This is a genomic window from Ancylobacter dichloromethanicus (assembly GCF_018390645.1).
Classification (GTDB): Bacteria; Pseudomonadota; Alphaproteobacteria; order Rhizobiales; family Xanthobacteraceae; genus Ancylobacter; species Ancylobacter dichloromethanicus.
On sequence record NZ_JAHBGC010000052.1, the window covers coordinates 63,471 to 83,823 of the forward strand.

Genomic DNA, 20,353 nt, shown 5'->3' on the forward strand with positions numbered 1-20,353 from the left:
TCGATCCGGGATCGCTTCCCGGGAGGCGATCGGTCTGCGATCCCGGCTCTGCGCGGTGCTTCGGCCGGGATGACGACGGAGGATGGGCGCTAATGGTCGCTCGGTTCGCGCAGGCGGGCGTGGACCTGGCCGAGCCGCACCGGGTCGAGCGTGCCGCTGCGACCGCCCTCGCACAGCGCGCCGCGAAAGCCGAGATAGTCTGCCCCGACGCCGACGAGGGACGGGATGTCGTCGAGCGCGAGCGAGCCGGCGAGCCCGGTGAGGAGCCCGTGGCGGCGCGCCTCGGCGACGAACTGGCCGAGGGTGAGCGGGTCGAGATGCGCGGTGAGCGACCCGGCCTTCTTGTCGGCGGTGTCGATCATCACCCCGGCGAAGCCGGCCCGGCCGAGCGCGGCGAGCACGCCGAAATCCGGCCCTTCATCGGCGAACAGCACGCCGATCATCCGCACCCGGCTGGCGAGCGGGGCCAGCGCCTCGATGCATTCATTGGTGTGCTGGGAGCGGGAAAGACCGATCTTGACGATCGGTACGCCGGTCCCGGCGACGCGCTCGGCGGCGGCGCGGACAAGCGCCGGCACCATCGGCTGGTCGCCGGCGGTGGCGCTCAGCGCCGGGCGCGCCTGCTCGCCCAGTTGCTCCCCCCAGGCGCCCCACAGCATGACCGCGGCGGCCAGCGCGTCGGTGCTCCAGGCTCCCAGCGCGCCGAAGGCCGGCTGCTTGAGATCGACGATGTCGGCGCCGCCGGCCCGCGCCAGCTCCATCTCGTGGAGATCGGTGACGCTGGCCAGCAGGCCGGGCGCGGGCGCGCTCATGAGGCGCGCCGGCTGCGGTGCTGCGCCACGGCCTCCAGCATCCAGCCCCACGCTTCCAGTTCCTCCGGCCCGGCGGTCTTTTCCACCGCGATGGCGAGATAGGCCATCTCCTGGTCGACCTTCTCGTCGGGGAGCATGTTCAGACGGCTCACCAGCACAGCTGCCTCCAGCACCGCCGCCTTGGCGCGGTTCATGCCCTCGAAACGTGTATGGCCTTCGGAATGATAGGTCTTGCAGAAGAACTTCGGCCGCTGCGGGTCGTCCTCCACCCGCTCGACGGTGATCTCGTCATGCGAGAGCGCGTCGGCGAGGCGCGGGCAGTCGATATAGGTCGCCTTCCTGACGTCGACATTCAGCCGGCGGCCGACCACGCAACTGGCGAAGATGCGCACATCGTCGGTGAAATTGACCACGGCGATGCGGGTGCGGGCGAGATTGTCCAGCGTGCGCGAGGGGCGGAAAGGCTGTAGCAGATAGCCGCCCTCGATCACCGTCGCGCCCATCGGCGCAATATGCGGCTCACCTTCCAGCGAACGGGTGGTGACGATGGCTTCACGGATCACGGGGTTTCTCCGGCTTTCGCCTTGGCGGATTTGGCCTGCAAGGTCGTGCCGGCTTCCTTGAATGTCAAACGGTGGGCTTCCTCGGGGCTGCCGGCGATCTCGCCCGCCGCGCCCCATTTCAGCCCCTCGTCCTGCGCGTAGCGCTTGCCGAGCTTGAAGGCGATCTCGGCGCGGGCGGCTTCTACCCCGAGATAGAAGGCGTGGGCGCCATCGGCTTCGACGCCGAGATGGGGAAACAGCGCGAACGGCTCGCTGGCCACATGGTGGCCGTCGCGATTGTAGATGTGGATGCCGGCCTGCGTCACGTCGATGCGGAAATTGCGGTCGCGCACCTCCGAGGCGAGGCGGGCGATCTCGTCCGGCGCGGCGGCATAGGGCTTGCGGTCGCGCAGGCCCATCAGCCCGCCGCCAAAGCCCTGCGGCAGCGCACCGGCCTGGCGGGCGGCGAAATATTCGCGCCGGGCGCGGTCGAATTCGCGCACCGCCGTGCGGCAATGCGGGCTCACCTGCACCGCCAGCACCGCCTGGATGTGCAGTTCGGATATCATCCCCATCAGAATGGCGTTGATCCCTGTCGTGTCGGCATCGGTCAGCTCGGTGACATTGCCGATGCCCATCAGTATCGGGATATCGGGATAGCGCCGCCGCAGCTCGGCATAGCGCACCACCGAGGCGGTGTAGCCGTAATGGATCGGGTCGAGGATCGGGTCGGCATAGAAGGGCTGGCCCGAGGCCAGGCAGGCATCGACCGCGCGGCAGAGCGAGGCGAGGTCGCCCTGCGTCGCCGGCACCAGGATCGGCACCGCCGGGCCTTCCTTGGCGACGTCCAGCGTGGTCTCGTTGAGGCTGAGCAGGTAGTCGGCGCCGGCGCGGGTGGCGCGGGCGAGTTCGGAAAGATCGAAGCTGTCGACGCTGACCTTCAGCCCTCGTTCGTGAAGGGCGGCGATGGCGTCTTCCAGATGCGGGAACGGCGTGTCCGGCAGGCAGCCGAGGTCGATGACGTCGGCGCCCTCGCCCTGGAGAAACAAGGCGCGCGCCACCAGCGCGTCGAGATCCAGCACGGTGGCGTCGACGATTTCGGCGAAGATGGTGACGTCGTGCCGGGAGAGGTCCGCCGCCCGGCGCTTCTGGCCGAAATAGTCCGGCAGGTCGGCCACCTCGTCCGGGCCGCGGGCGAAGGGCACGCCGAAGAAGCGTTCCAGCCGGTCGAGGTCGCCGCGGAAGCGGCCGGGCATCAGTACCCGGTCGGTGCCCTCGGGCAGCTTCAGCCGGCGCTCGACGATCTCCGCCGTCATCAGCGCGGCGACCTTGACCCCGACATTGACGACGACGGGGTCGAGGCTCGCATCGGTGATCTCGCCAGCGATCCTGGTCAGGCGCGGCTCGGCCAGCGAGCCGGTGACGAGGGCGACCTTTTCCGGCTTGCCGGCGGGGCTGGCCGGGGAGGCGGGCGCGCGCTCGTCCGCCATCTCAGGAGGCGGCCCGGTCCGCGAGGTGGAGGCGCCGCGCGGCGATGGCGGCTTCCAGCTCCCCGATCGATTCCACCACAACGGTGTCGTCGAATTCCTTGAGCTTGGCAGTGTTCTCAAGGTCGATGCGGCGCGGGTAGACCGAGACCGGCCCCTTGGGCGCCATGGTGATCATCTCCGGCGCGGTGTCGCAGGCGAAGACGATGGCGTGCACGCGGCACTTGCCGGCCTGCGCGAAGCAGTTGGTCACCAGCGTGTCGGAGATGCCGAACACCGCCTTCGCCACCGTGTTGGAGGAGGCCGGGGAGACCACCAGCGTGTGGTACAGCCCCTCATAGAAGCGCCCGACCGGGGCGGAGCTGGCCGTCGTCTCCTTGAAGATGCGGGTGTCCTTCGGCAGGTCCTGCTTGTACATGCGCAGCACCTCGTCAGCCGCCCTGGAGACGAACAGGTCGACCGCGTCCAGCGACTTTATGAGGGCGATGGATTCGGTGAAGAAGTGCCCGGAGCCGGTGAGCGCCCAGGCCCAGCGCGGGTAGCGTCCCTTGGTCGCGCTCATGCGGCGGCATCCCCATGGTTGCAGGCGGCGAGCAGCATCTGCGCCGTCGTCAGGCCGACGGGGCAGGAAAGCCGCGCGGCGAAGCCGGGAAAGAGCGGGTCGACCAGCCCGGCCGCGGCCCATTCGCGGGCGGTGCTGCCCGGCGCGGCGGCGAGCGATTTGACCAGGGTGAGCCGGGCGGCGCCGAGCTTTTCCGCCAGCCACGCCGCGAGACTGTCCGAGGTCAGCTCCCAGCTCTCCGGCAGGTCGCTCGCCGCCAGCACCATGCGGGCGGGCAGCCACAACGCGGCGCGGCGCTGCGCGTGCGCCTCGGCCAGCGCCTCGCGGGTGTCCGCGAGAGCGAGGCCGGGCGCCGAGGGATCGCGGCTGAGGTCGGCAAAGGCGATGGCGGTCTGCTCCATGGCGAGGATCGCCATGCGGTGGCAGGCGGCATCGGAGAGCGCCAGGCGCGGCTGCAGTGCCCGCACGCCATCCGCCAGCGGGCCGCCCCCGGCGACGAGCACCAGCGGTGCCCCGCGGCGCGCCAGCGCGTCGAGCAGCGCCGGCAGGCGCGGGTGGCCGATGAGGCTGCCGCCGAGCTTGACGATCTCGGGGCGGGAAGGGTGAGGCAGGTCCGGCATCGTTCAGCTTCCGTTCGGGCCGGGCGGGAGCCCGCGTCGATCAGGTCGTGCCAACCTAATCGGTTCCGTCTCCCGGCCAAAGATCGAGCCGCGCGGTCGCCGCCATATCAGCAAAAGCCGCCCGCCCAAAGCGGCGCCGGACAGAAAAAAGCCCGAGGCGTGAACCTCGGGCTTTGAAGAGTTGACGATCAATCAGACGGCTGCCCGCCTGTAGAAGTGCACCTGAGAATGCGCTTCGGTGCCGGGATTGTCGAGCCTTGATTCGCCTCTCACGCGTGCTTTACCGGCCGCCGGCCAGAGCATGCAGCGCGATACCGCTGGTGGTGGCGACATTGAGCGAATCGAAGCCGGCGCTCATCGGAATGCGCACGGTGCGGGTGCGGGCGAGGATGGCGCCGGGCAGGCCGGGGCCTTCCGCGCCCAGCAGCAGGGCGGTGCGGCGGGCGGGCTGCACCTCGCCCAGCGTCGTCTCGCCGGCGGGGCTGAGGGCCAGAAGCTCGAAGCCGGCGGCGGCGAGGCGGTCGACCAGCGCTTCCGCCGAACCCTCGCGGGCGAAGGGCACGACGAGGCTGCCGCCGACCGAGACGCGGATCGCCTTGCGGTAGAGCGGGTCGCAGGAGGCGAAGTCGAACAGTGCCGCGTCGGCGCCGAAGGCGGCGGCATTGCGCATGATGCCGCCGACATTGTCGTGATTGGCGATGCCGAGCGGCACCACGACCAGCGCCGCCTCCGGCAGGGCTTCGATGGTCTGCGCCATCGAGGGCAGCGCCCCGCGCAGCCCGACGCCGAGCAGGCCGCGATGGATGTGGAAGCCGGTAATGCCGTCGAGAATCGCCTGGCTGGCGGTATAGATGGGTAGTTCGGGCGGCGCCTGCGCCAGCAGGGAGCCGAGTGCGTCGACCCGGCTTTCCGCCAGCAGCAGCGATTCCAACGCGAAGCGGTTGCGAGGCGAGAGCGCGACATCCAGCACCGTGCGCCCCTCGACGATGAAGCGCCCGCCGCGCCCGACCAGATCGCGCTCCTTGATGACGCGATAGGCGTCGATGCGCGGGTCGTCCGGGGAGGTGAGGGGGATGAGCATCATGACGGCACTCTGATCTCTCCCTCATCCCCGGGCTTGACCCGGGGACCCAGGTTTCCATTGGCTCACGGCGGCAAGGCTGGGTCCCCGGGTCAAGCCCGGGGATGAGGGCGGTTCAGATCGGATGATGGACCTAAGCCGCGTCTCGAAGCACGCAGGCCGCGCCCTTGCACGGTCCCGCGTGGCTCACCCGCCGGCTTCCTCGCGCCGCATTTCCAGCTCCAGCCACTCTTCCTCGGCCTTGGCCAGTTCCGCCTGCGCCTTGGTCAGTTCTGCGGTGGCCTTCTGGAAGCCGGCGGGGTCGCGGGTGTAGAAATTCGGCGTGTGCAGCGTGTTGTTGATACGCTTGATGTCCGACTCAAGCTGCGCCATGCGCTTGGGCAACTGTTCCAGCGCGTGCTTCTCCTTGAAGGAGAATTTGCGCTTGGACGAGGCCGGGGCGGGCGTGGTGCTGCCGGCGTTCCTGTTCGCGGCCTTGGCGCTCGTCCCCTTGGGCGCCGCCGCTGCCGCCGCGCGCATCTTCACGCCATGGCCGCGCTGGGCCACCATGTCGGAATAGCCGCCGGCATAGACTTCCCAATTGCCGTCGCCCTCATAGGCGATGGTGGCGGTGACGGTTCGGTCGAGGAAGTCGCGGTCATGGCTCACCAGCAGCACGGTGCCGGCATAGTCGTCGATCATCTCTTCCAGGAGGTCGAGCGTCTCAAGGTCGAGGTCGTTGGTCGGCTCGTCCAGCACCATGAGGTTGGAGGCTTGCGCCAGCGCACAGGCCAGCAGCAGCCGCCCGCGCTCGCCGCCCGACAGCCGCGACACGGCGGTGCCGGCCTGTTCCGGGGTGAACAGGAAGTCCTTCATGTAGCCGATGACGTGGCGCGGATTGCCGCCGACGAACACCTGGTCGCCGCGCCCGTCGGTCAGCGTCTCGCGCACCGAGCGGTTGGGGTCGAGCGCGGCGCGGCGCTGGTCCAGCGTCGCCATCTCGATATTGGTGCCCATTTTGGCCTTGCCGCTGTCGGGGGCCAGTTCGCCGGTGAGCATTTTCAGCAGCGTGGTCTTGCCGGCGCCATTGGGCCCGACAATGCCGATGCGGTCGCCGCGCTGGATGCGGATGGAGAGGTCGCGCACGATGACGCGATCCCCATAGGCCTTGGAAATGTGCTCGGCCTCCATCACCAGCTTGCCGGAGACCTCGGCCTCGGTGGCGGCCATGGTGACGGTGCCGAGCGCGCCGCGATGGTCACGGAACTGGGCGCGCAGGGCCGCCAGTTCGCCGACGCGGCGCACGTTTCGTTTGCGCCGCGCGGTGACGCCGTAGCGCATCCAGTGCTCTTCGGCGACGATCTTGCGGGCCAGCTTCTGCTGGTCGCGCTCTTCTTCCTCCAGCACCTGGTCGCGCCATTCCTCGAAGAAGGCGAAGCCGCGCTCCATGCGCTTGGTGCGGCCCCGGTCGAGCCAGACAGTGGCGCGGGTCAGGTCCTGCAGGAAGCGGCGGTCATGGCTGATGAGCACGAGCGCGGAACGCAGCGAGGCGATCTCGGCTTCCAGCCATTCGATGGCCGGAAGGTCGAGATGGTTGGTCGGCTCGTCGAGCAGCAGGATGTCCGGCTCGGGCGCCAGCACGCGGGCCAGCGCCGCGCGTCGCGCCTCGCCGCCGGACAGGTTGGCGGGATGCTCCAGGCCGGTGAGGCCGAGTTCGCTGAGCAGGTACTGCGCGCGGTATTCCGCATCGCCCGGCCCCATGCCGGCCTCGACATAGGCGAGCGTGGTCTCGAAGCCGGTGAGGTCGGGCTCCTGCGGCAGATAGCGCACCGTCGCGCCCGGCTGCACGAAGCGCGCCCCGCCATCGGCCGCGACCAGGCCGGCGGCGATCTTGAGCAGGGTGGACTTGCCCGAGCCGTTGCGCCCGACGAGGCCGACGCGCTCGCCGGCGGAGACGGAAAGCTCCGCCCCCTCCAGCAGCGGCGTGCCGCCAAAGGTAAGCTTGGTGTCTTGAAGCAGAAGGAGAGGAGGCGCCATGGCGCGGGGATAGGGGCAAAGCCGCGCCGGGGCAAGGGGTGGGGCGACAATGGAGCCATGTCGGGTGCGAGTGTCAGGTCCGGCATTACGCCCGGCCGGCGCGGTCCAACCTTGCCATTGCGGGCGAATGATGTACATAACTCCTGTACAAATTCGCGGAGGCAGGTTCATGAGTGCCAGGGTCGTTGCGGCCGCTCAGTTCAAGGCCGAATGCCTGCGATTGATCGACGAAATGAATGAGACCGGCGAACCGGTAACCATCACCCGCAGGGGCAAGCCGGTGGCGGTGCTCAGCCCCGTCAGACCCTCGCCGGCGCGACCGTTGATCGGCGCCTCTCGTGGCGTCGTCACCCGCTATGACGACCCGTTTGAACCGGCGGCAGACGAGGGCGACTGGGCGGCGCATTCGTGATCGTTCTCGATACGCATGTGCTGGTCTGGGCGCTGCAAGATGACGCGCGTCTCGGCCGACAGGCGCGCGACGCCATCGAGCGGGCCAGCGAGGCCGGAAGCGTGTTCGTTTCCGCCATCACGCCGTGGGAAATTGCACTTCTCGTGCAGAAGGGCCGACTGGCGCTGACCGATGATGTCGGCGCCTGGCTGGAGACTGTGCTGGCGTTGCCCGCGCTTCGGCTGGCAGCGCTGGAGCCCGCCATCGCCGTGGACAGCGTGCGCCTGCCCGGCACGCTGCACGCCGACCCGGCCGACCGCATCATCATCGCCACGGCGCGGCATCTGGGCTCGCCGTTGCTCACTGCCGACCGCGCCATCCTCGATTATGGTGGCGCCGGCCACGTTCTCGTCATCGACGCCTCCCGATAGTTCAGGAATGCTCATGCCCGCCCTCTCGCCCCTGCTCGCCTCCATCGCCCAGCGCATCGGCGCGGCCCATGTGCTGACCGATCCGGCCGATATGGCGCCCTATCTGCGCGAGGAGCGCGGGCTCTATCAGGGCGAGGCGCCCGCCGTGCTGCGGCCGGGAACCACCGAGGAAGTGGCGTTCATCGTCGAGGCCTGCGCGCGGGCCGGCGTGGCGCTGGTGCCGCAGGGCGGCAATACCGGGCTGGTCGGCGGGCAGATGCCGTTCGGACAGATGGTGCTGTCGCTCGCCCGGCTCGACCGCGTGCGCGCCGTCGACCCGGTCGACATGACGATGACGGTGGAGGCCGGCTGCATTCTCGACAAGGTGCACGCGGCGGCGGAGGAAGCCGGTTGCCTGTTTCCGCTGCACATCGCCTCGCAGGGCTCCTGCCGCATCGGCGGCAACCTGTCCTCGAATGCCGGCGGCACCGCCGTGCTGCGCTATGGCAATGCGCGCGAGTTGGTGCTGGGGCTGGAGGTGGTGCTGGCCGACGGGCGGGTGTGGAACGGGCTGAAGCGCCTGCGCAAGAACAATGCCGGCTACGACCTGAAGCAGCTATTCCTCGGCACCGAGGGTACGCTCGGGGTCATCACCGCCGCCGTGCTGAAGCTGTTCCCGCAGCCAGCGCAGCGCGCCACCGCCTTTCTCGCCGTGCCCGACCCCGCTGCCGCGCTCGCCTTGCTCAAGCGCCTGCGCGGGGAGGCGGGGGACGCGCTGACCACCTTCGAACTCATGTCCGGCTTCGGGGTCGAGACGGTGCTGAAGCATATGCCCGGCGCGGTGCGCCCGCTGGCCAATACCTATGAGTGGTACGTGCTGGCCGAGCTTTCCTCGCCGACCCGCGCCTTCGACCTCGGCGCGCTGTTGGAGGAGGGGCTGGCGGCCGCGATGGAGGCGGGGGAGGTGCTGGACGCCGTCATCGCCGCCAGCGAGGCCCAGGCGGCGAATCTGTGGCGCCTGCGCGAGGACATGTCGGAGGCGCAAAAGCACGAGGGCGGCTCGATCAAGCACGACGTCTCGGTGCCGGTGTCGCGCGTGCCGGAGTTCCTGGAGCGGGCACTGCCCGCCTGCCTGGCGGCGCTGCCGGGGCTGCGGCCGTGTCCGTTCGGCCATGTCGGCGACGGCAACATCCACTTCAACCTCAGCCAGCCCGAGGGCATGGAGAAGGCGGCCTTCATCGCGCTGTGGGAGACCTTCAACCGCATCGTGCATGACATCGTGACCGAGATGGACGGTTCCATTGCCGCCGAACACGGGATCGGCCGGCTGAAGCGGGAAGAACTGGCGCATTACGCCGATCCGGTCGCGCTGGAGCTGATGCACCGGGTCAAGGCAGCGCTGGATCCCGCCCAGACGCTCAACCCCGGCAAGGTGATCGGTGTTCAGGTGGGATGAATGCTTAGTCTGGAACGATGTTAAATTGTATATTCCTGCTGAAGTCCTTGTTTCGAAGAATTCTACATTTGTGTTTCCCAACGTTTTAGTGTTGTCGACGCCGTCACTGCGGGTTTATGGAAGCCGGAACTGAGGAGGCTTCCGCCGATACATCCGCACACGCGCGGTCGCGGCGGTGGGCCAACCGGAACTTCGGAAAGCCGCCATGTCGACGACACGCACGACCCTTCCGCACCGCCCGGCCCTGAACGCGCTTCTCGCCGTTGTGCTCCTGATTGCCGGTCCGGTGGGAGCGTGGGCGCAGGTCGAGGGACAGGCGCCAGGGGCGAGCCCGCCGGTTCAGCCCGCGCCCGCCGCCCAGCCCGCCGCTCCGTCGGCGCCCGCCGCGCAAAGCCCTTCCGCGCCAATTCCCGCAGCGCCGGCGCCGGCCTCGTCCACACCGGCGGCCTCGCCCTCCACGGCGACGCCGGGGACGTCTGCGCCGCCGGCGGCGGACCCGCTGGTGCCGCCAGTGACCGGTGACGCCGTGAATCCCGGGACGACGAGCCCGGAGGCGACGGGGGCGCCGGTCGGCGATTCCCCGGCTGCCGGGCCTTCGGCGCAGGATTCCGCCGCTGCCGATCCCGCCACCGCCGCTGCCACCACCGCCGATCCGGCAATGCCCGGCCTGCCGCTCGACCCGGGCGAGGACCCCACCGTCGCCGCCCAGCTTCCCCATGACCTGTCGCCGTGGGGCATGTTCATGGCGGCGGACTGGGTGGTGAAGGCGGTGATGATCGGCCTCGCCTTCGCCTCGGTGGTGACCTGGACGGTGTGGCTGGCCAAGACGATGGAGCTTGCGCTCGCCAAGGGCCGGCTGCGGCGCGCGCTTAAGGGCTATCTCGCCAGCGCCACCCTGGACGAGGCCCGGCGCGGCGACCCGCGCGGCCCGGCCGGCGCCATGCTGCGCACCACCGATCTCGAACTGCAGCGCTCCGGCCCGCTGCCGGCCGACGGCATCAAGGAACGGGTGTCGATCTCGCTGTCGCGCATCGAGGTGGCGGCGGGGCGGGCCATCACCCGCGGCACCGGCCTGCTCGCCACCATCGGCGCCACCGCGCCCTTCGTCGGCCTGTTCGGCACGGTGTGGGGCATCATGAACTCGTTCATCGGCATCTCGAAGGCGCAGACCACCAATCTCGCGGTGGTGGCGCCCGGCATCGCCGAGGCGCTGCTCGCCACCGCCATCGGCCTCGTCGCGGCAATCCCGGCGGTGGTGATCTACAACCACTTCTCGCGCCAGGTGTCGGGTTATCGGGTGCTGATGGGCGACGCCTCGGCAGAGGTACTGCGGCTGCTCTCGCGCGATCTCGACCGGCGCGACGCCAGCCGCGCCGCCCCGCAGCGCGTGCGCGCCGCGGCGGAGTAGCCGACATGGCGGCCAAGCTTCAGAGCACCGAGACCGACGATCTGGTCGAGAACCATGAGATCAACGTCACGCCGTTCATCGACGTGATCCTGGTGCTGCTCATCATCTTCATGGTGGCGGCGCCACTGTCGACGGTGGATGTGGCGGTCGACCTGCCGGCCTCCAACGCCACCGTGCAGCCGCGCCCGGACAAGCCGGTCTATCTTACCGTGAAGAGCGATTTGGTGCTCGCGCTCGGCAATGACGATGTGGCGCGCGAGACGCTGGGCGCCACGCTCGACCGCGCCACGGAGAACAAGCGCGACACCCGCATCTTCCTGCGCGCCGACAAGACCGTGGACTATGGCGAGCTGATGGAGGTGATGAACCTGCTGCGCAGCGCCGGCTACCTCAAGATCGCGCTGGTCGGCATCGAGATGACCGGCCAGCCGGCCGCTGCGCCGGGGACCGCGCCGGCGGGCGCCCCGGCTGGCGGACCTGCCGGAGCATCGGATGCCCCCGCTCCCGCATCCCCCGCTCCCGCATCCCCCGCTCCCGCATCCGCCGCGCCTGTTTCCCCCGCGCCTGTTTCCCCAACGCCTGCCGCGCCCGCGCCGGGGGCGCCGGCTCCATGAGCCTTCTGCTGCTGAAGGGAACCCCGGGACATCGCCTGCGCGAGGCGAGCGGTTGGCTCGCCTGCGGTGCCATCGTGCTCGCCGTGCATGGCGGGGCGCTCGGCTACATCCTCAGCGAACCACCCATCGTCGCGGCCGAGGAGCCGGCGGCGATCATGATCGAGCTGGCGGAGATGCCGGTGGCGCCGGCCGCCGAGCCGGTCGAACTGCCGCCCGGCCCGCAGATGGTCGAGGCGCAGGAGAAGGTGGAGGAGGAGGTTCCTCCGGACCCGCTGGCCGAGGAGGTGGAGGACACGCCGCCGCCCGAGCCGGTGCCGGAGGAGGAGCCGGTGCCGGAAGTGCCGGAAAGCCCGGCCAAGGACATCGAGGTGCCGCTGCCGCCACCGCCGCCGCTCGCCCAGGAAATTCCGCCGCCGGAAGAGAAGCCCGATCCGCCGAAGGAGCGGCCGAAGCCGAAGCCCAAGCCGAAGAAGAAAGAGAAGAGCGATCTTCCCCCGGCGCCGCGCACCTCCGCCGCGCCCTCGATCGAGGCCCAGCGCTCGGACCGCATTGCCGCGCCCACTGCCGGGGCGGCGACATCCAACAGCCGTGCGCCGGCCAATTGGCGGTCGCGGCTGATGGCGCACCTGAATCGTCACAAACGCTATCCCAGCGGCGAGAGCGGGGCCGGCAAGGCGCGCGTCGCCTTCAGCATAAATCGGTCGGGCCGGGTGCTCTCGGCGCGGCTGGTGGGCTCGTCCGGCAATGCCAGCTTCGACCGGGAGGCGGTCGCGATGGTGCGCCGTGCCTCGCCGGTGCCCGCCCCGCCGCCCGAAGTGGGCGGGGGCACGATCTCCTTCACCGTGCCGGTGCTGTTCAGTGTGCGCTGACGAGGCGGCGCGGGCGGTGCGCGCTCCCCGCTTCTGCGACCTCCGCCCGGATGCATCCGCGCCGGCGACGTTGTAAGAGAGGGCGCCGGCGCCCATCCCGTCTCCGCCGCCGGCATTCGGGAGAGCTTTCATGCGCGCCGCGCCGTCCACCGCCGCCGTCAAGCCCGGCAAGACCCTGTTCGACTGGGCCGATCCGATCGATTTTGAAGGCCAGCTCACCGAGGAAGAGCGCCTGGTGCGCGACACGGCGCGCGACTACGCGCAGGAGCGCCTGCTGCCGCGCGTGACCTCGGCCTTCATGGAGGAGCGCTTCGACCGCGAGATCATGACCGAGATGGGCGAACTCGGCCTGCTCGGCCCCACCATCCCGGAGGAATATGGCGGCGCCGGCCTCGGCTACGTTTCCTACGGGCTGGTGGCGCGCGAGGTGGAGCGGGTCGATTCGGGCTACCGCTCGGCGATGAGCGTGCAGTCCTCGCTGGTGATGCACCCGATCAACGCCTATGGCAGCGAGGCGCAGAAGCGCAAATACCTGCCCAGGCTCGCCACCGGCGAGATGGTGGGCTGTTTTGGCCTGACAGAGCCGGACGCCGGCTCCGACCCGGCCGGCATGCGCACCCGCGCCGAGAAGATCGACGGCGGCTACCGCCTCTCCGGCGCCAAGATGTGGATCACCAATTCGCCGATCGCCGACCTCGCGGTGGTGTGGGCGAAGTCGGCCGCCCACGACAACGAGATCCGCGGCTTCCTGCTGGAGCGCGACATGAAGGGCCTGTCGACGCCGAAGATCGAGAACAAGCTCTCGCTGCGCGCCTCGATCACCGGCGAGATCGTGATGGACGGGGTCGAGGTGCCGGAAGAGAACCTGCTGCCGGACGCCTCGGGCCTGAAGGGTCCGTTCGGCTGCCTCAACCGTGCCCGCTTCGGCATCGGCTGGGGGGTGATGGGGGCGGCGGAAGCCTGCTATGCGAGCGCCCGCCAGTACACGCTCGACCGCAAGCAGTTCGGCAAGCCGCTGGCGGCGACGCAACTGATCCAGAAGAAGCTCGCCGACATGGCGACCGAGATCACGCTCGGGCTGCAACTGGCGCTGCGCGCCGGCCGCCTGTTCGACGAGGGCCGGCTGCCGGTCGAATCGATCTCCATGCTCAAGCGCAACAATTGCGGCAAGGCGCTCGACATCGCCCGCCACGCCCGCGACATGCATGGCGGCAACGGAATTTCCGGCGAGTTCCCGGTGATGCGCCACATGGTGAATCTGGAAACGGTGAACACCTATGAGGGTACGCACGACATCCATGCGCTGATCCTCGGCCGTGCCATCACCGGGCACCAGGCCTTCTTCTGAAGGCGCAGGCCGGGTCCCGACGCGGCGCTCCGGCTGCGCCTGCGCGCCGCCGATCCGGATTCGGCATGGGCGCTTGGGCGAATTCCGTTCGCGACGAGACCCGAGAGGCATCCGGCGTCATAGGGCGTCCATCGGGCCGGCCCTGGGGCCGCACGCGGCCCGGCCGGGACGGCGCAAAGGTCGAAAATCGCCCGAGCCCTATTCCCGCAGCGCCGCGATCAGCATCTGCGCGGTGGCGGGGTTGAGGGCGAGCGGGATGTCGTAGACCAGCGCCACCCGCATCAGCGCCTTCACGTCGACATCATGTGGCTGGGCGGTGAGCGGATCGACGAAGAACACCAGCCCGCGCACCTGCCCCTGCGCGATCAGCGCGCCGATCTGCTGGTCGCCGCCGAGCGGCCCGCTCTTCAGCCGCGTCAGCCGCAGTTCCGGACAGGCGTCGAGGATGCGCCCGCCGGTGGTGCCGGTGGTGACGATGGGAAAGCGGGCGAGGGTCTGCCGGTGCGCGAGCGCCCAGGCGACCATCTCGTCCTTCTTGCTGTCATGGGCGACGAGGCCGAGGAGGCCCGCCCCGAGCGAAGCCCCCGGCGTCATATGTTGTACATCAGGTCGGCGTCCGGGACCCGGGCGAACACCACCATGTCGTGCAGCGACATGCCGTCGAGAATGTCGGACATGGCGTCGCGCACCTTGCTCATGGTGATGCGCACCGCGCAGGAGGCGAGATCCTCGCAGTCCTGGCAGGGCACATAGGCGCTCTTGCTGGCGCAGTTGAGTGGCGCCAGCGGGCCGTCGAGTACACGGATGATGTGTCCGATGCGAATCTCGCGCGGCGTCCTGGAAAGCGCATAGCCGCCGCCCGGCCCCTTCTTGGAGCGCAGCATGCCGGCATTCCTCAGTTCCAGCAGGATGGCGTCGAGGAACTTCTTCGGGATGTTGTTGGCGGTGGCGATTTCCTGTCCCATCGCGGTTGAACCCGGTTCGAGCCTGGCGAGAAAAAGCATCGCCTTCAGGCCGTATTTGCCCTTGTTGGTCAGCATGTCCGCTTCGTCACTCGGCCGCGCGCGTGGCGACACAAAGGGGATGAATCGGCGGGGCGCGGAATCGGCGCCGCCCGTGCATCGCATGAATGAGGGATCAGCGGCAATTCCACCAGTGGCGCGCGCCGGCTCAGCGTGCGGTCTCGCCGGCGATGGCGAGGGCCACCGGCTCGCGCCTCTCGGACAAGGGGTGCAGGAACAGCACGGCCGCGACCACGGCACTGTAGGCCAGGGCAAACAGCAGCTTGTCGCGGTGGCGGCGAAGGCCGATCCAGCTCATGGCGTCTCTCCGTGTGGAGAGTAATCTATGGATCTTGTAGGAATATGTAAAGAGGTCAGTCCGCGTCGAACGCCCGCACCGCCGGTCCCAGCGCGCCGCCGTTCTCGAAGGCGGCGGTGAAGGCGGCGACGCGGCGGTCGATGCGGATGTCGGAGGCGCGCAGCGGGCGGGCCAGAGAAAGCCCCTCCAGCGTGCGCGCCCGCGACAGCGCCACATAGGCCTGCCCGGCGGCGAAGGCGCCGCTGTCGAAGTCGATCCGCACATCCTCCAGCGTCAGCCCCTGCGCCTTGTGCACCGTTACCGCCCAGGCGGGCACGAGCGGGAGCTGGGTGTAGGTGCCGACCACCTTGGCCGCGACCTTGCCGGTGGCCTCGTCCCAGTCGTAGCGGATGCGCTCCCAGCTGGTGCGCTCGATCTCGACGATGCCGCCGCTGTCGAGCCGGACATAGGCGCGGTCCGGGGCGAGGCCGGTAATGGTGCCGACCGAGCCGTTGACCCATTGCCGCTCGGGATGGTTGCGCACCGTCATGACCCGTGCCCCGACCTTGAGCGCCAGCGTCTCCGGCACCGGGAGCCGGTCATTGGCAAGGTCGAACTCGCCCTCGCTCTTGCCCTCATACAGCCGGCCGTCATCGTGCAGGGCCTCGAGGCCGCGCCGGTTATAGGCATCGACGCGCGCATTGGTCGGTGCCAGCACCACCGGGATGCGGCCGGGCCGATGCTCGCGGTGCGAGGCGGCGTTGATGGCGGCGATGGCGTCGCCGACATAACGGCCGGTGCGCAGTTCCGCGAGGTGGCCGACAAAGGCATCGTCGGTCTGGCGGTAGACCTGCAGGAAGGGCAGCCGCGCCGGCTCCACCTCGCGCAGCACGCGGGCGTCGAAGGCGAACGGGCCCTCGTAGCCGAGACGGCCGAGTATCTCGCGCTCGGCCATCGGCACGACCGGCGGCAGTTGCAGGAAGTCGCCGACCAGCACCACCTGGACGCCGCCAAACGGCTCGGGAGTGCCGCGGGCGATGCGCAGCGAGCGGTCCACCGCGTCGAGCACGTCGGCGCGCACCATGGAAATCTCGTCGATGACGAGCCGCTCCAGCTTCTTCATCAAGGTGCGCTTGGGCGTGCGCGGACGCACCTGGTCGGGGTCGACGAGGCGCGGTGGCAGGCCGAAGAAGGAGTGGATGGTCTGCCCACCGAGTTGCAGCGCGGCGACGCCGGTGGGCGCGAGAAATGCCTGTCGGCCACCACCATGCTTGCGCAGCGCATGCAGGAACGTGGTCTTCCCCGTGCCCGCGCCGCCCAGCACCATCACGAGCGGAGCGCCGGAGCCGACCAGCGCGAGCGGGCCGGCAAAGGCCTCGGCCGGGAGAGAAGGGCGAATCGCAAGCGCGGCTTTGTCGGTCATCGGCGCAATGGAGCACAGGAGGGGGCATTCGACCAAAAAGGTCCTGCGGTCCGGCCTGTGGGCGGGGCAGGGGCAGCGTCGACGAAGCTGTCACCTTGTCCAGTGTGCCTTTTTGATCAGGAGGAGCCACCGGATCGGAGAAGGCTCTATCGTCACTGTTCCAGGTCAGAGTGCCGCCGCGAATATCGCTCGAATGTCACCGGACAGGATCCGACTATTCAGTCAAAAGCCTGCGCCTGCATCTTTTCGATGGTGGTGATCGCCTTGTTCACAATCTTATTGTGGCGCCGGTGCCGGAATGTATTCAGGCGCAGGAGCCAGTCGTGGCCCGGGGAACCGATGTCCTGACGGCCCAGCGCCTTGCGCGCCTTATTCAACAAGGCGACATCCACGTTATCGTTACGGTGTCCTTTCCGCGGAAGAAATTTCTGCTTCCCAGTATAATGGCGAACCGCCGCATTATAGTGAATTCTTCACTCTATAAGTTACGTGTCAATAACGGCGACGCCTAAAACGTCATTATTGCGCTTGTTTCGTCTCATCGTTGCGATGTCATCAAGGCGCAGCAATAGTGTCCCGGGCCGCCCTCCGATCATCCGGAGAGCGTTTGACGCGCCCGATGGCAAGCAATGGGCAATACTAAATGCACGGGCCCCGCCGCCGGAGACGGTCCATAACGGGACCCGCGATGTGGAGGCCGCTGTACGGACACCCCACATCGCAAACGCTGGCGAGTGCTATTTTACCGTTGACCGCTCCAGACGGCGTCATGCCACTGCTCTCGTGCGGTCGTTCGGTCACACGCCGAGCTGGGTGACGAACTTGGTATTCACATAAGCCTCCATCGCCTCGGTGCCGCCCTCGGAGCCATAGCCGGAATCCTTGATGCCGCCGAACGGCACTTCGGGAAGGGCGAGGCCGTGATGGTTGATCGAGATCATGCCGCTCTCCACCCGGCGGGCGAACGCGTCGGCGCGGGCGGCGGAGGTGGTGTAGGCATAGGCGGCGAGGCCGTAGGGCAGCCGGTTGGCCTCGGCGATCACCGCCTCGGTCGAGGTGAAGGACTGGATCGGCACGATCGGGCCGAACGGCTCCTCATTGAGGATGCGCGCATCCGGCGAGAGGTCGGTCAGCACGGTCGGCTCGAAGAAATAGCCCTTGTTGCCGATGCGCGCCCCGCCGGTGTGCAGGGTGGCGCCCTTGGCGAGGGCGTCGGCGGTCAGCGCCTCCATCGCCTCGACCCGGCGCGGATTGGCCAGCGGGCCCATGCGCACGCCCTCGTCCAGGCCATTGCCGACCTTGACGCCCTTCACGGCTTCGGTGAAGCCGTCGACGAAGCGGGAATACAGGTCCTCATGCACGAGGAAGCGGGTCGGCGAGACGCAGACCTGCCCGGCATTGCGGAACTTGGCGCCCGACAGCAGCTTGATCGCCACCTCGACGTCGGCATCCTCGAACACCACGGCGGGGGCATGGCCGCCCAGTTCCATGGTGACGCGCTTCATATGCGCGCCGGCCAGCGCGGCGAGCTGCTTGCCAACCACGGTGGAGCCGGTGAAGGAGATCTTCTTCACGATGGGGTGCGGTATCAGGTACTGCGAAATTTCCGCCGGCACGCCGAAGACAAGGTTGACCACGCCCGCAGGCACGCCGGCATCGGCATAGGCGCGCACCAGCTCGGCGCAGCTCGCCGGCGTCTCCTCCGGCCCCTTGAGGATCACCGCGCAGCCGGCGGCGAGCGCGGCCGAGACCTTGCGCACCGCCTGGTTGATCGGGAAGTTCCACGGGGTGAAGGCGGCGACGACGCCCACCGGCTCGCGGTGGACGGCCTGCTGCACCCCGGCGGCGCGGGCGGGGATCAGCCGGCCATACTGGCGGCGGCCTTCCTCGGCAAACCAGTCGATGATGTCGGCGGAGGTCAGCGTCTCCATCCGCGCCTCGGGCAGCGGCTTGCCCTGTTCCATCGTCATCAGGGTGGCGATGGTCTCATGGCGCTCGCGCAGGATTTCGCCCGCCTTGCGCATGATCTTGTAGCGCTCGTGCGGGGGCGTGTGGCGCCACAGCGCGAAACCTTTCTCGGCGGCGGCGAGTGCCGCGTCGAGATCGGCGCGGCCGGCATGGGCGACGGTGCCGATCGCCTCTTCCGTCGCCGGGTTGATCACCTTCTGGCTGGCGGGCGCGCCGTCCTGCCCGCTGCCCCCACGCCATTTGCCGTCGATGAAGAGCTGGACTTCGGGGTAGGAAACGGTGTGGGACATGGCCGAACCTTTCGCGACAGGGTGCTGGCGCATACCTAATCGCCCGGATGCCGGACGGAAAGGGGCAAGGTGGCCTGCCGCAGCGGCCGCGGCTACCGTTTTCGCCTGTGTTGCCGCTCCGGCGGCGCCGGTCGTCAACAGCGGCCCCGCCCGGAGGCGGGGCGAGGCGGCTCAGCGCGTCTCGCGGAGAATATCGCGCTTGCCGGCATGGTTGGCCGGGCCGACATAGCCCTCATTCTCCATCCGCTCCATCAGCGAGGCGGCGCGGTTGTAGCCGATCTGCAGCCGACGCTGGATGTAGGAGGTGGACGCCTTCTTGTCGCGCATGACGAGCGCCACCGCCTGGTCGTAGAGATCGCCGCAATCCTCGCCGGAGAGCGCGCCATTGGCCGATTTGTCGAACACGGCGCCGTCGTCGGCGGCGGGCTCCTCGTCTTCTTCGGCGGTGACCTCTTCCAGATATTCCGGCCGCGCCTGGCTTTTGAGATGCTCGACGACGCGCTCGACCTCCTGGTCGGAGACGAACGGGCCGTGCACGCGGGAGATGCGCCCGCCACCGGCCATGTAGAGCATGTCGCCCTGGCCAAGCAGTTGCTCGGCGCCCATCTCGCCGAGAATGGTCCGCGAATCGATCTTGCTCGTCACCTGGAAGGAAATCCGGGTGGGGAAGTTCGCCTTGATGGTGCCGGTGATCACGTCCACGCTCGGGCGCTGTGTGGCCATGATGAGGTGGATGCCGGCGGCGCGGGCCATCTGGGCGAGGCGCTGGATCGCTCCCTCGATCTCCTTGCCGGCGACCATCATCAGGTCGGCCATCTCGTCGACCACGATGACGATGAAGGGGAGGGGAGCGAGATCCATGATCTCCTCCTCTTCCAGCAATTCGCCGGTTTCCTTGTCGAACCCCTTCTGCACCGTGCGGGTGATGATCTCGCCCTTGGCGGTGGCCTCCGCCACGCGGGCGTTGAAGCCGTCGATGTTGCGCACGCCGAGGCGGCTCATCTTCTTGTAGCGGTCTTCCATCTCCCGCACCGCCCATTTCAGGGCGACGATGGCCTTCTTCGGGTCGGTGACGACCGGGGTCAGCAGATGCGGGATGCCCTCATAGACCGAAAGCTCCAGCATCTTCGGGTCGATCATGATCAGCCGGCACTGGTCCGGGCGGTGCCGGTAGAGCAGGCTGAGGATCATGGTGTTGATGGCGACCGACTTGCCCGAACCCGTGGTGCCGGCGACCAGCAGATGCGGCATGCGGGCGAGGTCGACGATGACCGGCTCGCCGCCGATGGTCTTGCCCAGCCCGATGCCGAGCTTGGCGCGGGCGGCCTCGAATTCGTGGCTGGCCAGCATCTCGCGCAGCCACACCGTCTCGCGGCGCTGGTTGGGCAGTTCGATACCGATGACGTTGCGCCCTTCCACCACGGCGACGCGGGCGGAGATCGCGCTCATCGAGCGGGCGATGTCGGCGGAGAGGCCGATGACGCGGCTCGACTTGATGCCGGGGGCCGGCTCCAGCTCATACAGCGTCACCACCGGGCCGGGATTGGCGTCGATGATCTCGCCGCGCACGCCAAAATCATGCAGCACCTGCTGCAGCTTCACCGAATTGCGGTCGAGGAACTCCTCGGAGAGCTCGTAGTCCGGCTCGCTGGCGGGCGGCTCGGTGAGCAGTTCCAGCGGCGGCAGCTCGTAGTCGTCGCTTCCTGCCGGCGCCGGGCGCGGGGCGACACGGGCGGCGCGGGGCGCCGGCGCGGCAG

At 69.0% G+C, this 20,353-nt stretch carries 19 protein-coding genes and 2 pseudogenes; 7 read left to right on the top strand and 14 right to left on the bottom strand.

Translation table 11 applies throughout. The features are described 5' to 3' along the window. Nucleotides 1-89 precede the first annotated feature (89 nt). The 7 genes from KHC23_RS21430 to KHC23_RS21460 all read right to left on the bottom strand — a co-directional run bounded on the left by KHC23_RS21430 (nt 90) and on the right by KHC23_RS21460 (nt 7,120). Complete coding sequence (locus KHC23_RS21430) at nt 90-812, bottom strand: (5-formylfuran-3-yl)methyl phosphate synthase (RefSeq protein ID WP_213375591.1); 723 nt, start codon at nt 810-812, stop codon at nt 90-92. Then, on the bottom strand, nt 809-1,375 hold the full coding sequence (locus KHC23_RS21435) for a DUF447 domain-containing protein (protein ID WP_213375593.1): 567 nt from the start codon (nt 1,373-1,375) through the stop codon (nt 809-811). The genes KHC23_RS21430 and KHC23_RS21435 overlap by 4 nt, the downstream gene beginning before the upstream one ends. Beyond that, nucleotides 1,372-2,844 carry a DUF6513 domain-containing protein gene (locus KHC23_RS21440; RefSeq protein WP_213375594.1) on the bottom strand — a complete coding sequence of 491 codons (1,473 nt, stop codon included), beginning with the start codon at nt 2,842-2,844 and terminating at the stop codon, nt 1,372-1,374. Before KHC23_RS21440 ends, KHC23_RS21435 begins: the two co-directional genes overlap by 4 nt. A 1-nt stretch (nt 2,845) precedes the next feature. Then, nucleotides 2,846-3,403, bottom strand: coding sequence for a flavoprotein (locus KHC23_RS21445; RefSeq protein ID WP_213375596.1), 558 nt, complete (start codon nt 3,401-3,403; stop codon nt 2,846-2,848). Next, entirely contained in the window at nt 3,400-4,023 is a 624-nt protein-coding gene (locus tag KHC23_RS21450) for an amino acid kinase family protein (RefSeq protein WP_213375598.1), read from the bottom strand. Before KHC23_RS21450 ends, KHC23_RS21445 begins: the two co-directional genes overlap by 4 nt. 280 nt (nt 4,024-4,303) lie before the next feature. Then, nucleotides 4,304-5,107 (bottom strand): TrmH family RNA methyltransferase, encoded by an 804-nt coding sequence (locus tag KHC23_RS21455; protein ID WP_213375600.1) that lies wholly within the window; start codon nt 5,105-5,107, stop codon nt 4,304-4,306. Nucleotides 5,108-5,290: 183 nt separating this feature from the next. Continuing rightward, nucleotides 5,291-7,120: an ABC-F family ATP-binding cassette domain-containing protein gene (locus KHC23_RS21460; protein ID WP_213375602.1), complete on the bottom strand. Its 1,830-nt coding sequence runs from the start codon at nt 7,118-7,120 to the stop codon at nt 5,291-5,293. A 169-nt stretch (nt 7,121-7,289) separates the two neighbouring features. Between KHC23_RS21460 and KHC23_RS21465 the strand changes: the two genes are divergently transcribed. From KHC23_RS21465 to KHC23_RS21495, 7 genes and pseudogenes are all read left to right on the top strand, one after another. Continuing rightward, nucleotides 7,290-7,532, top strand: a complete 243-nt coding sequence (locus tag KHC23_RS21465; RefSeq protein ID WP_213375604.1) for a type II toxin-antitoxin system Phd/YefM family antitoxin — start codon at nt 7,290-7,292, stop codon at nt 7,530-7,532. Further along, nucleotides 7,529-7,942, top strand: coding sequence for a type II toxin-antitoxin system VapC family toxin (locus KHC23_RS21470; protein ID WP_213375606.1), 414 nt, complete (start codon nt 7,529-7,531; stop codon nt 7,940-7,942). The genes KHC23_RS21465 and KHC23_RS21470 overlap by 4 nt, the downstream gene beginning before the upstream one ends. 13 nt (nt 7,943-7,955) lie before the next feature. Continuing rightward, nucleotides 7,956-9,377, top strand: coding sequence for an FAD-binding oxidoreductase (locus tag KHC23_RS21475; protein WP_213375608.1), 1,422 nt, complete (start codon nt 7,956-7,958; stop codon nt 9,375-9,377). A gap of 205 nt (nt 9,378-9,582) precedes the next feature. Continuing rightward, nucleotides 9,583-10,785: a tonB-system energizer ExbB gene (gene exbB, locus KHC23_RS21480; RefSeq protein WP_213375609.1), complete on the top strand. Its 1,203-nt coding sequence runs from the start codon at nt 9,583-9,585 to the stop codon at nt 10,783-10,785. Nucleotides 10,786-10,790: 5 nt separating this feature from the next. Further along, nucleotides 10,791-11,276: pseudogene (gene exbD / locus KHC23_RS21485) on the top strand (TonB system transport protein ExbD); the annotation flags it as partial. 119 nt (nt 11,277-11,395) lie between these two features. Further along, complete coding sequence (locus KHC23_RS21490) at nt 11,396-12,268, top strand: energy transducer TonB family protein (protein ID WP_213375613.1); 873 nt, start codon at nt 11,396-11,398, stop codon at nt 12,266-12,268. 130 nt (nt 12,269-12,398) lie between these two features. After that, the gene (locus KHC23_RS21495) at nt 12,399-13,616 is read left to right on the top strand and encodes an acyl-CoA dehydrogenase (protein ID WP_213375615.1); all 1,218 of its coding nucleotides are present in this window, start codon (nt 12,399-12,401) and stop codon (nt 13,614-13,616) included. Nucleotides 13,617-13,814: 198 nt separating this feature from the next. Here KHC23_RS21495 and KHC23_RS21500 read toward each other — a convergent pair whose 3' ends face one another. The 7 genes and pseudogenes from KHC23_RS21500 to KHC23_RS21530 all read right to left on the bottom strand — a co-directional run. Then, nucleotides 13,815-14,210 (bottom strand): methylglyoxal synthase, encoded by a 396-nt coding sequence (locus KHC23_RS21500; protein WP_213375617.1) that lies wholly within the window; start codon nt 14,208-14,210, stop codon nt 13,815-13,817. Beyond that, the gene (locus KHC23_RS21505; RefSeq protein ID WP_213375619.1) at nt 14,207-14,656 is read right to left on the bottom strand and encodes an RrF2 family transcriptional regulator; all 450 of its coding nucleotides are present in this window, start codon (nt 14,654-14,656) and stop codon (nt 14,207-14,209) included. Before KHC23_RS21505 ends, KHC23_RS21500 begins: the two co-directional genes overlap by 4 nt. Before the next feature lie 130 nt (nt 14,657-14,786). Then, nucleotides 14,787-14,936: a hypothetical protein gene (locus tag KHC23_RS21510; protein ID WP_213375621.1), complete on the bottom strand. Its 150-nt coding sequence runs from the start codon at nt 14,934-14,936 to the stop codon at nt 14,787-14,789. 55 nt (nt 14,937-14,991) lie between these two features. Beyond that, on the bottom strand, nt 14,992-16,338 hold the full coding sequence (locus KHC23_RS21515) for an ATP-dependent DNA helicase (RefSeq protein WP_213375622.1): 1,347 nt from the start codon (nt 16,336-16,338) through the stop codon (nt 14,992-14,994). A gap of 218 nt (nt 16,339-16,556) precedes the next feature. Beyond that, nucleotides 16,557-16,730, bottom strand: a complete 174-nt coding sequence (locus KHC23_RS21520) for a hypothetical protein (RefSeq protein ID WP_213375624.1) — start codon at nt 16,728-16,730, stop codon at nt 16,557-16,559. Between the two features lie 405 nt (nt 16,731-17,135). After that, nucleotides 17,136-18,596, bottom strand: a complete 1,461-nt coding sequence (locus tag KHC23_RS21525) for an NAD-dependent succinate-semialdehyde dehydrogenase (protein ID WP_213375626.1) — start codon at nt 18,594-18,596, stop codon at nt 17,136-17,138. A 171-nt stretch (nt 18,597-18,767) separates the two neighbouring features. After that, a pseudogene (locus tag KHC23_RS21530) lies at nt 18,768-20,282 on the bottom strand (DNA translocase FtsK); the annotation flags it as partial. Nucleotides 20,283-20,353: the final 71 nt, after the last annotated feature.

Coding starts and splice junctions, on each gene's coding strand:
- KHC23_RS21430 (WP_213375591.1), bottom strand. CDS start 812: ATGAGCGCGCCCGCGCCCGGCCTGCTGGCCAGCGTCACCGATCTCCAC.
- KHC23_RS21440 (WP_213375594.1), bottom strand. CDS start 2,844: ATGGCGGACGAGCGCGCGCCCGCCTCCCCGGCCAGCCCCGCCGGCAAG.
- KHC23_RS21445 (WP_213375596.1), bottom strand. CDS start 3,403: ATGAGCGCGACCAAGGGACGCTACCCGCGCTGGGCCTGGGCGCTCACC.
- KHC23_RS21450 (WP_213375598.1), bottom strand. CDS start 4,023: ATGCCGGACCTGCCTCACCCTTCCCGCCCCGAGATCGTCAAGCTCGGC.
- KHC23_RS21455 (WP_213375600.1), bottom strand. CDS start 5,107: ATGATGCTCATCCCCCTCACCTCCCCGGACGACCCGCGCATCGACGCC.
- KHC23_RS21460 (WP_213375602.1), bottom strand. CDS start 7,120: ATGGCGCCTCCTCTCCTTCTGCTTCAAGACACCAAGCTTACCTTTGGC.
- KHC23_RS21465 (WP_213375604.1), top strand. CDS start 7,290: ATGAGTGCCAGGGTCGTTGCGGCCGCTCAGTTCAAGGCCGAATGCCTG.
- KHC23_RS21475 (WP_213375608.1), top strand. CDS start 7,956: ATGCCCGCCCTCTCGCCCCTGCTCGCCTCCATCGCCCAGCGCATCGGC.
- exbB (WP_213375609.1), top strand. CDS start 9,583: ATGTCGACGACACGCACGACCCTTCCGCACCGCCCGGCCCTGAACGCG.
- KHC23_RS21490 (WP_213375613.1), top strand. CDS start 11,396: ATGAGCCTTCTGCTGCTGAAGGGAACCCCGGGACATCGCCTGCGCGAG.
- KHC23_RS21495 (WP_213375615.1), top strand. CDS start 12,399: ATGCGCGCCGCGCCGTCCACCGCCGCCGTCAAGCCCGGCAAGACCCTG.
- KHC23_RS21500 (WP_213375617.1), bottom strand. CDS start 14,210: ATGACGCCGGGGGCTTCGCTCGGGGCGGGCCTCCTCGGCCTCGTCGCC.
- KHC23_RS21505 (WP_213375619.1), bottom strand. CDS start 14,656: ATGCTGACCAACAAGGGCAAATACGGCCTGAAGGCGATGCTTTTTCTC.
- KHC23_RS21510 (WP_213375621.1), bottom strand. CDS start 14,936: ATGAGCTGGATCGGCCTTCGCCGCCACCGCGACAAGCTGCTGTTTGCC.
- KHC23_RS21515 (WP_213375622.1), bottom strand. CDS start 16,338: ATGACCGACAAAGCCGCGCTTGCGATTCGCCCTTCTCTCCCGGCCGAG.
- KHC23_RS21525 (WP_213375626.1), bottom strand. CDS start 18,596: ATGTCCCACACCGTTTCCTACCCCGAAGTCCAGCTCTTCATCGACGGC.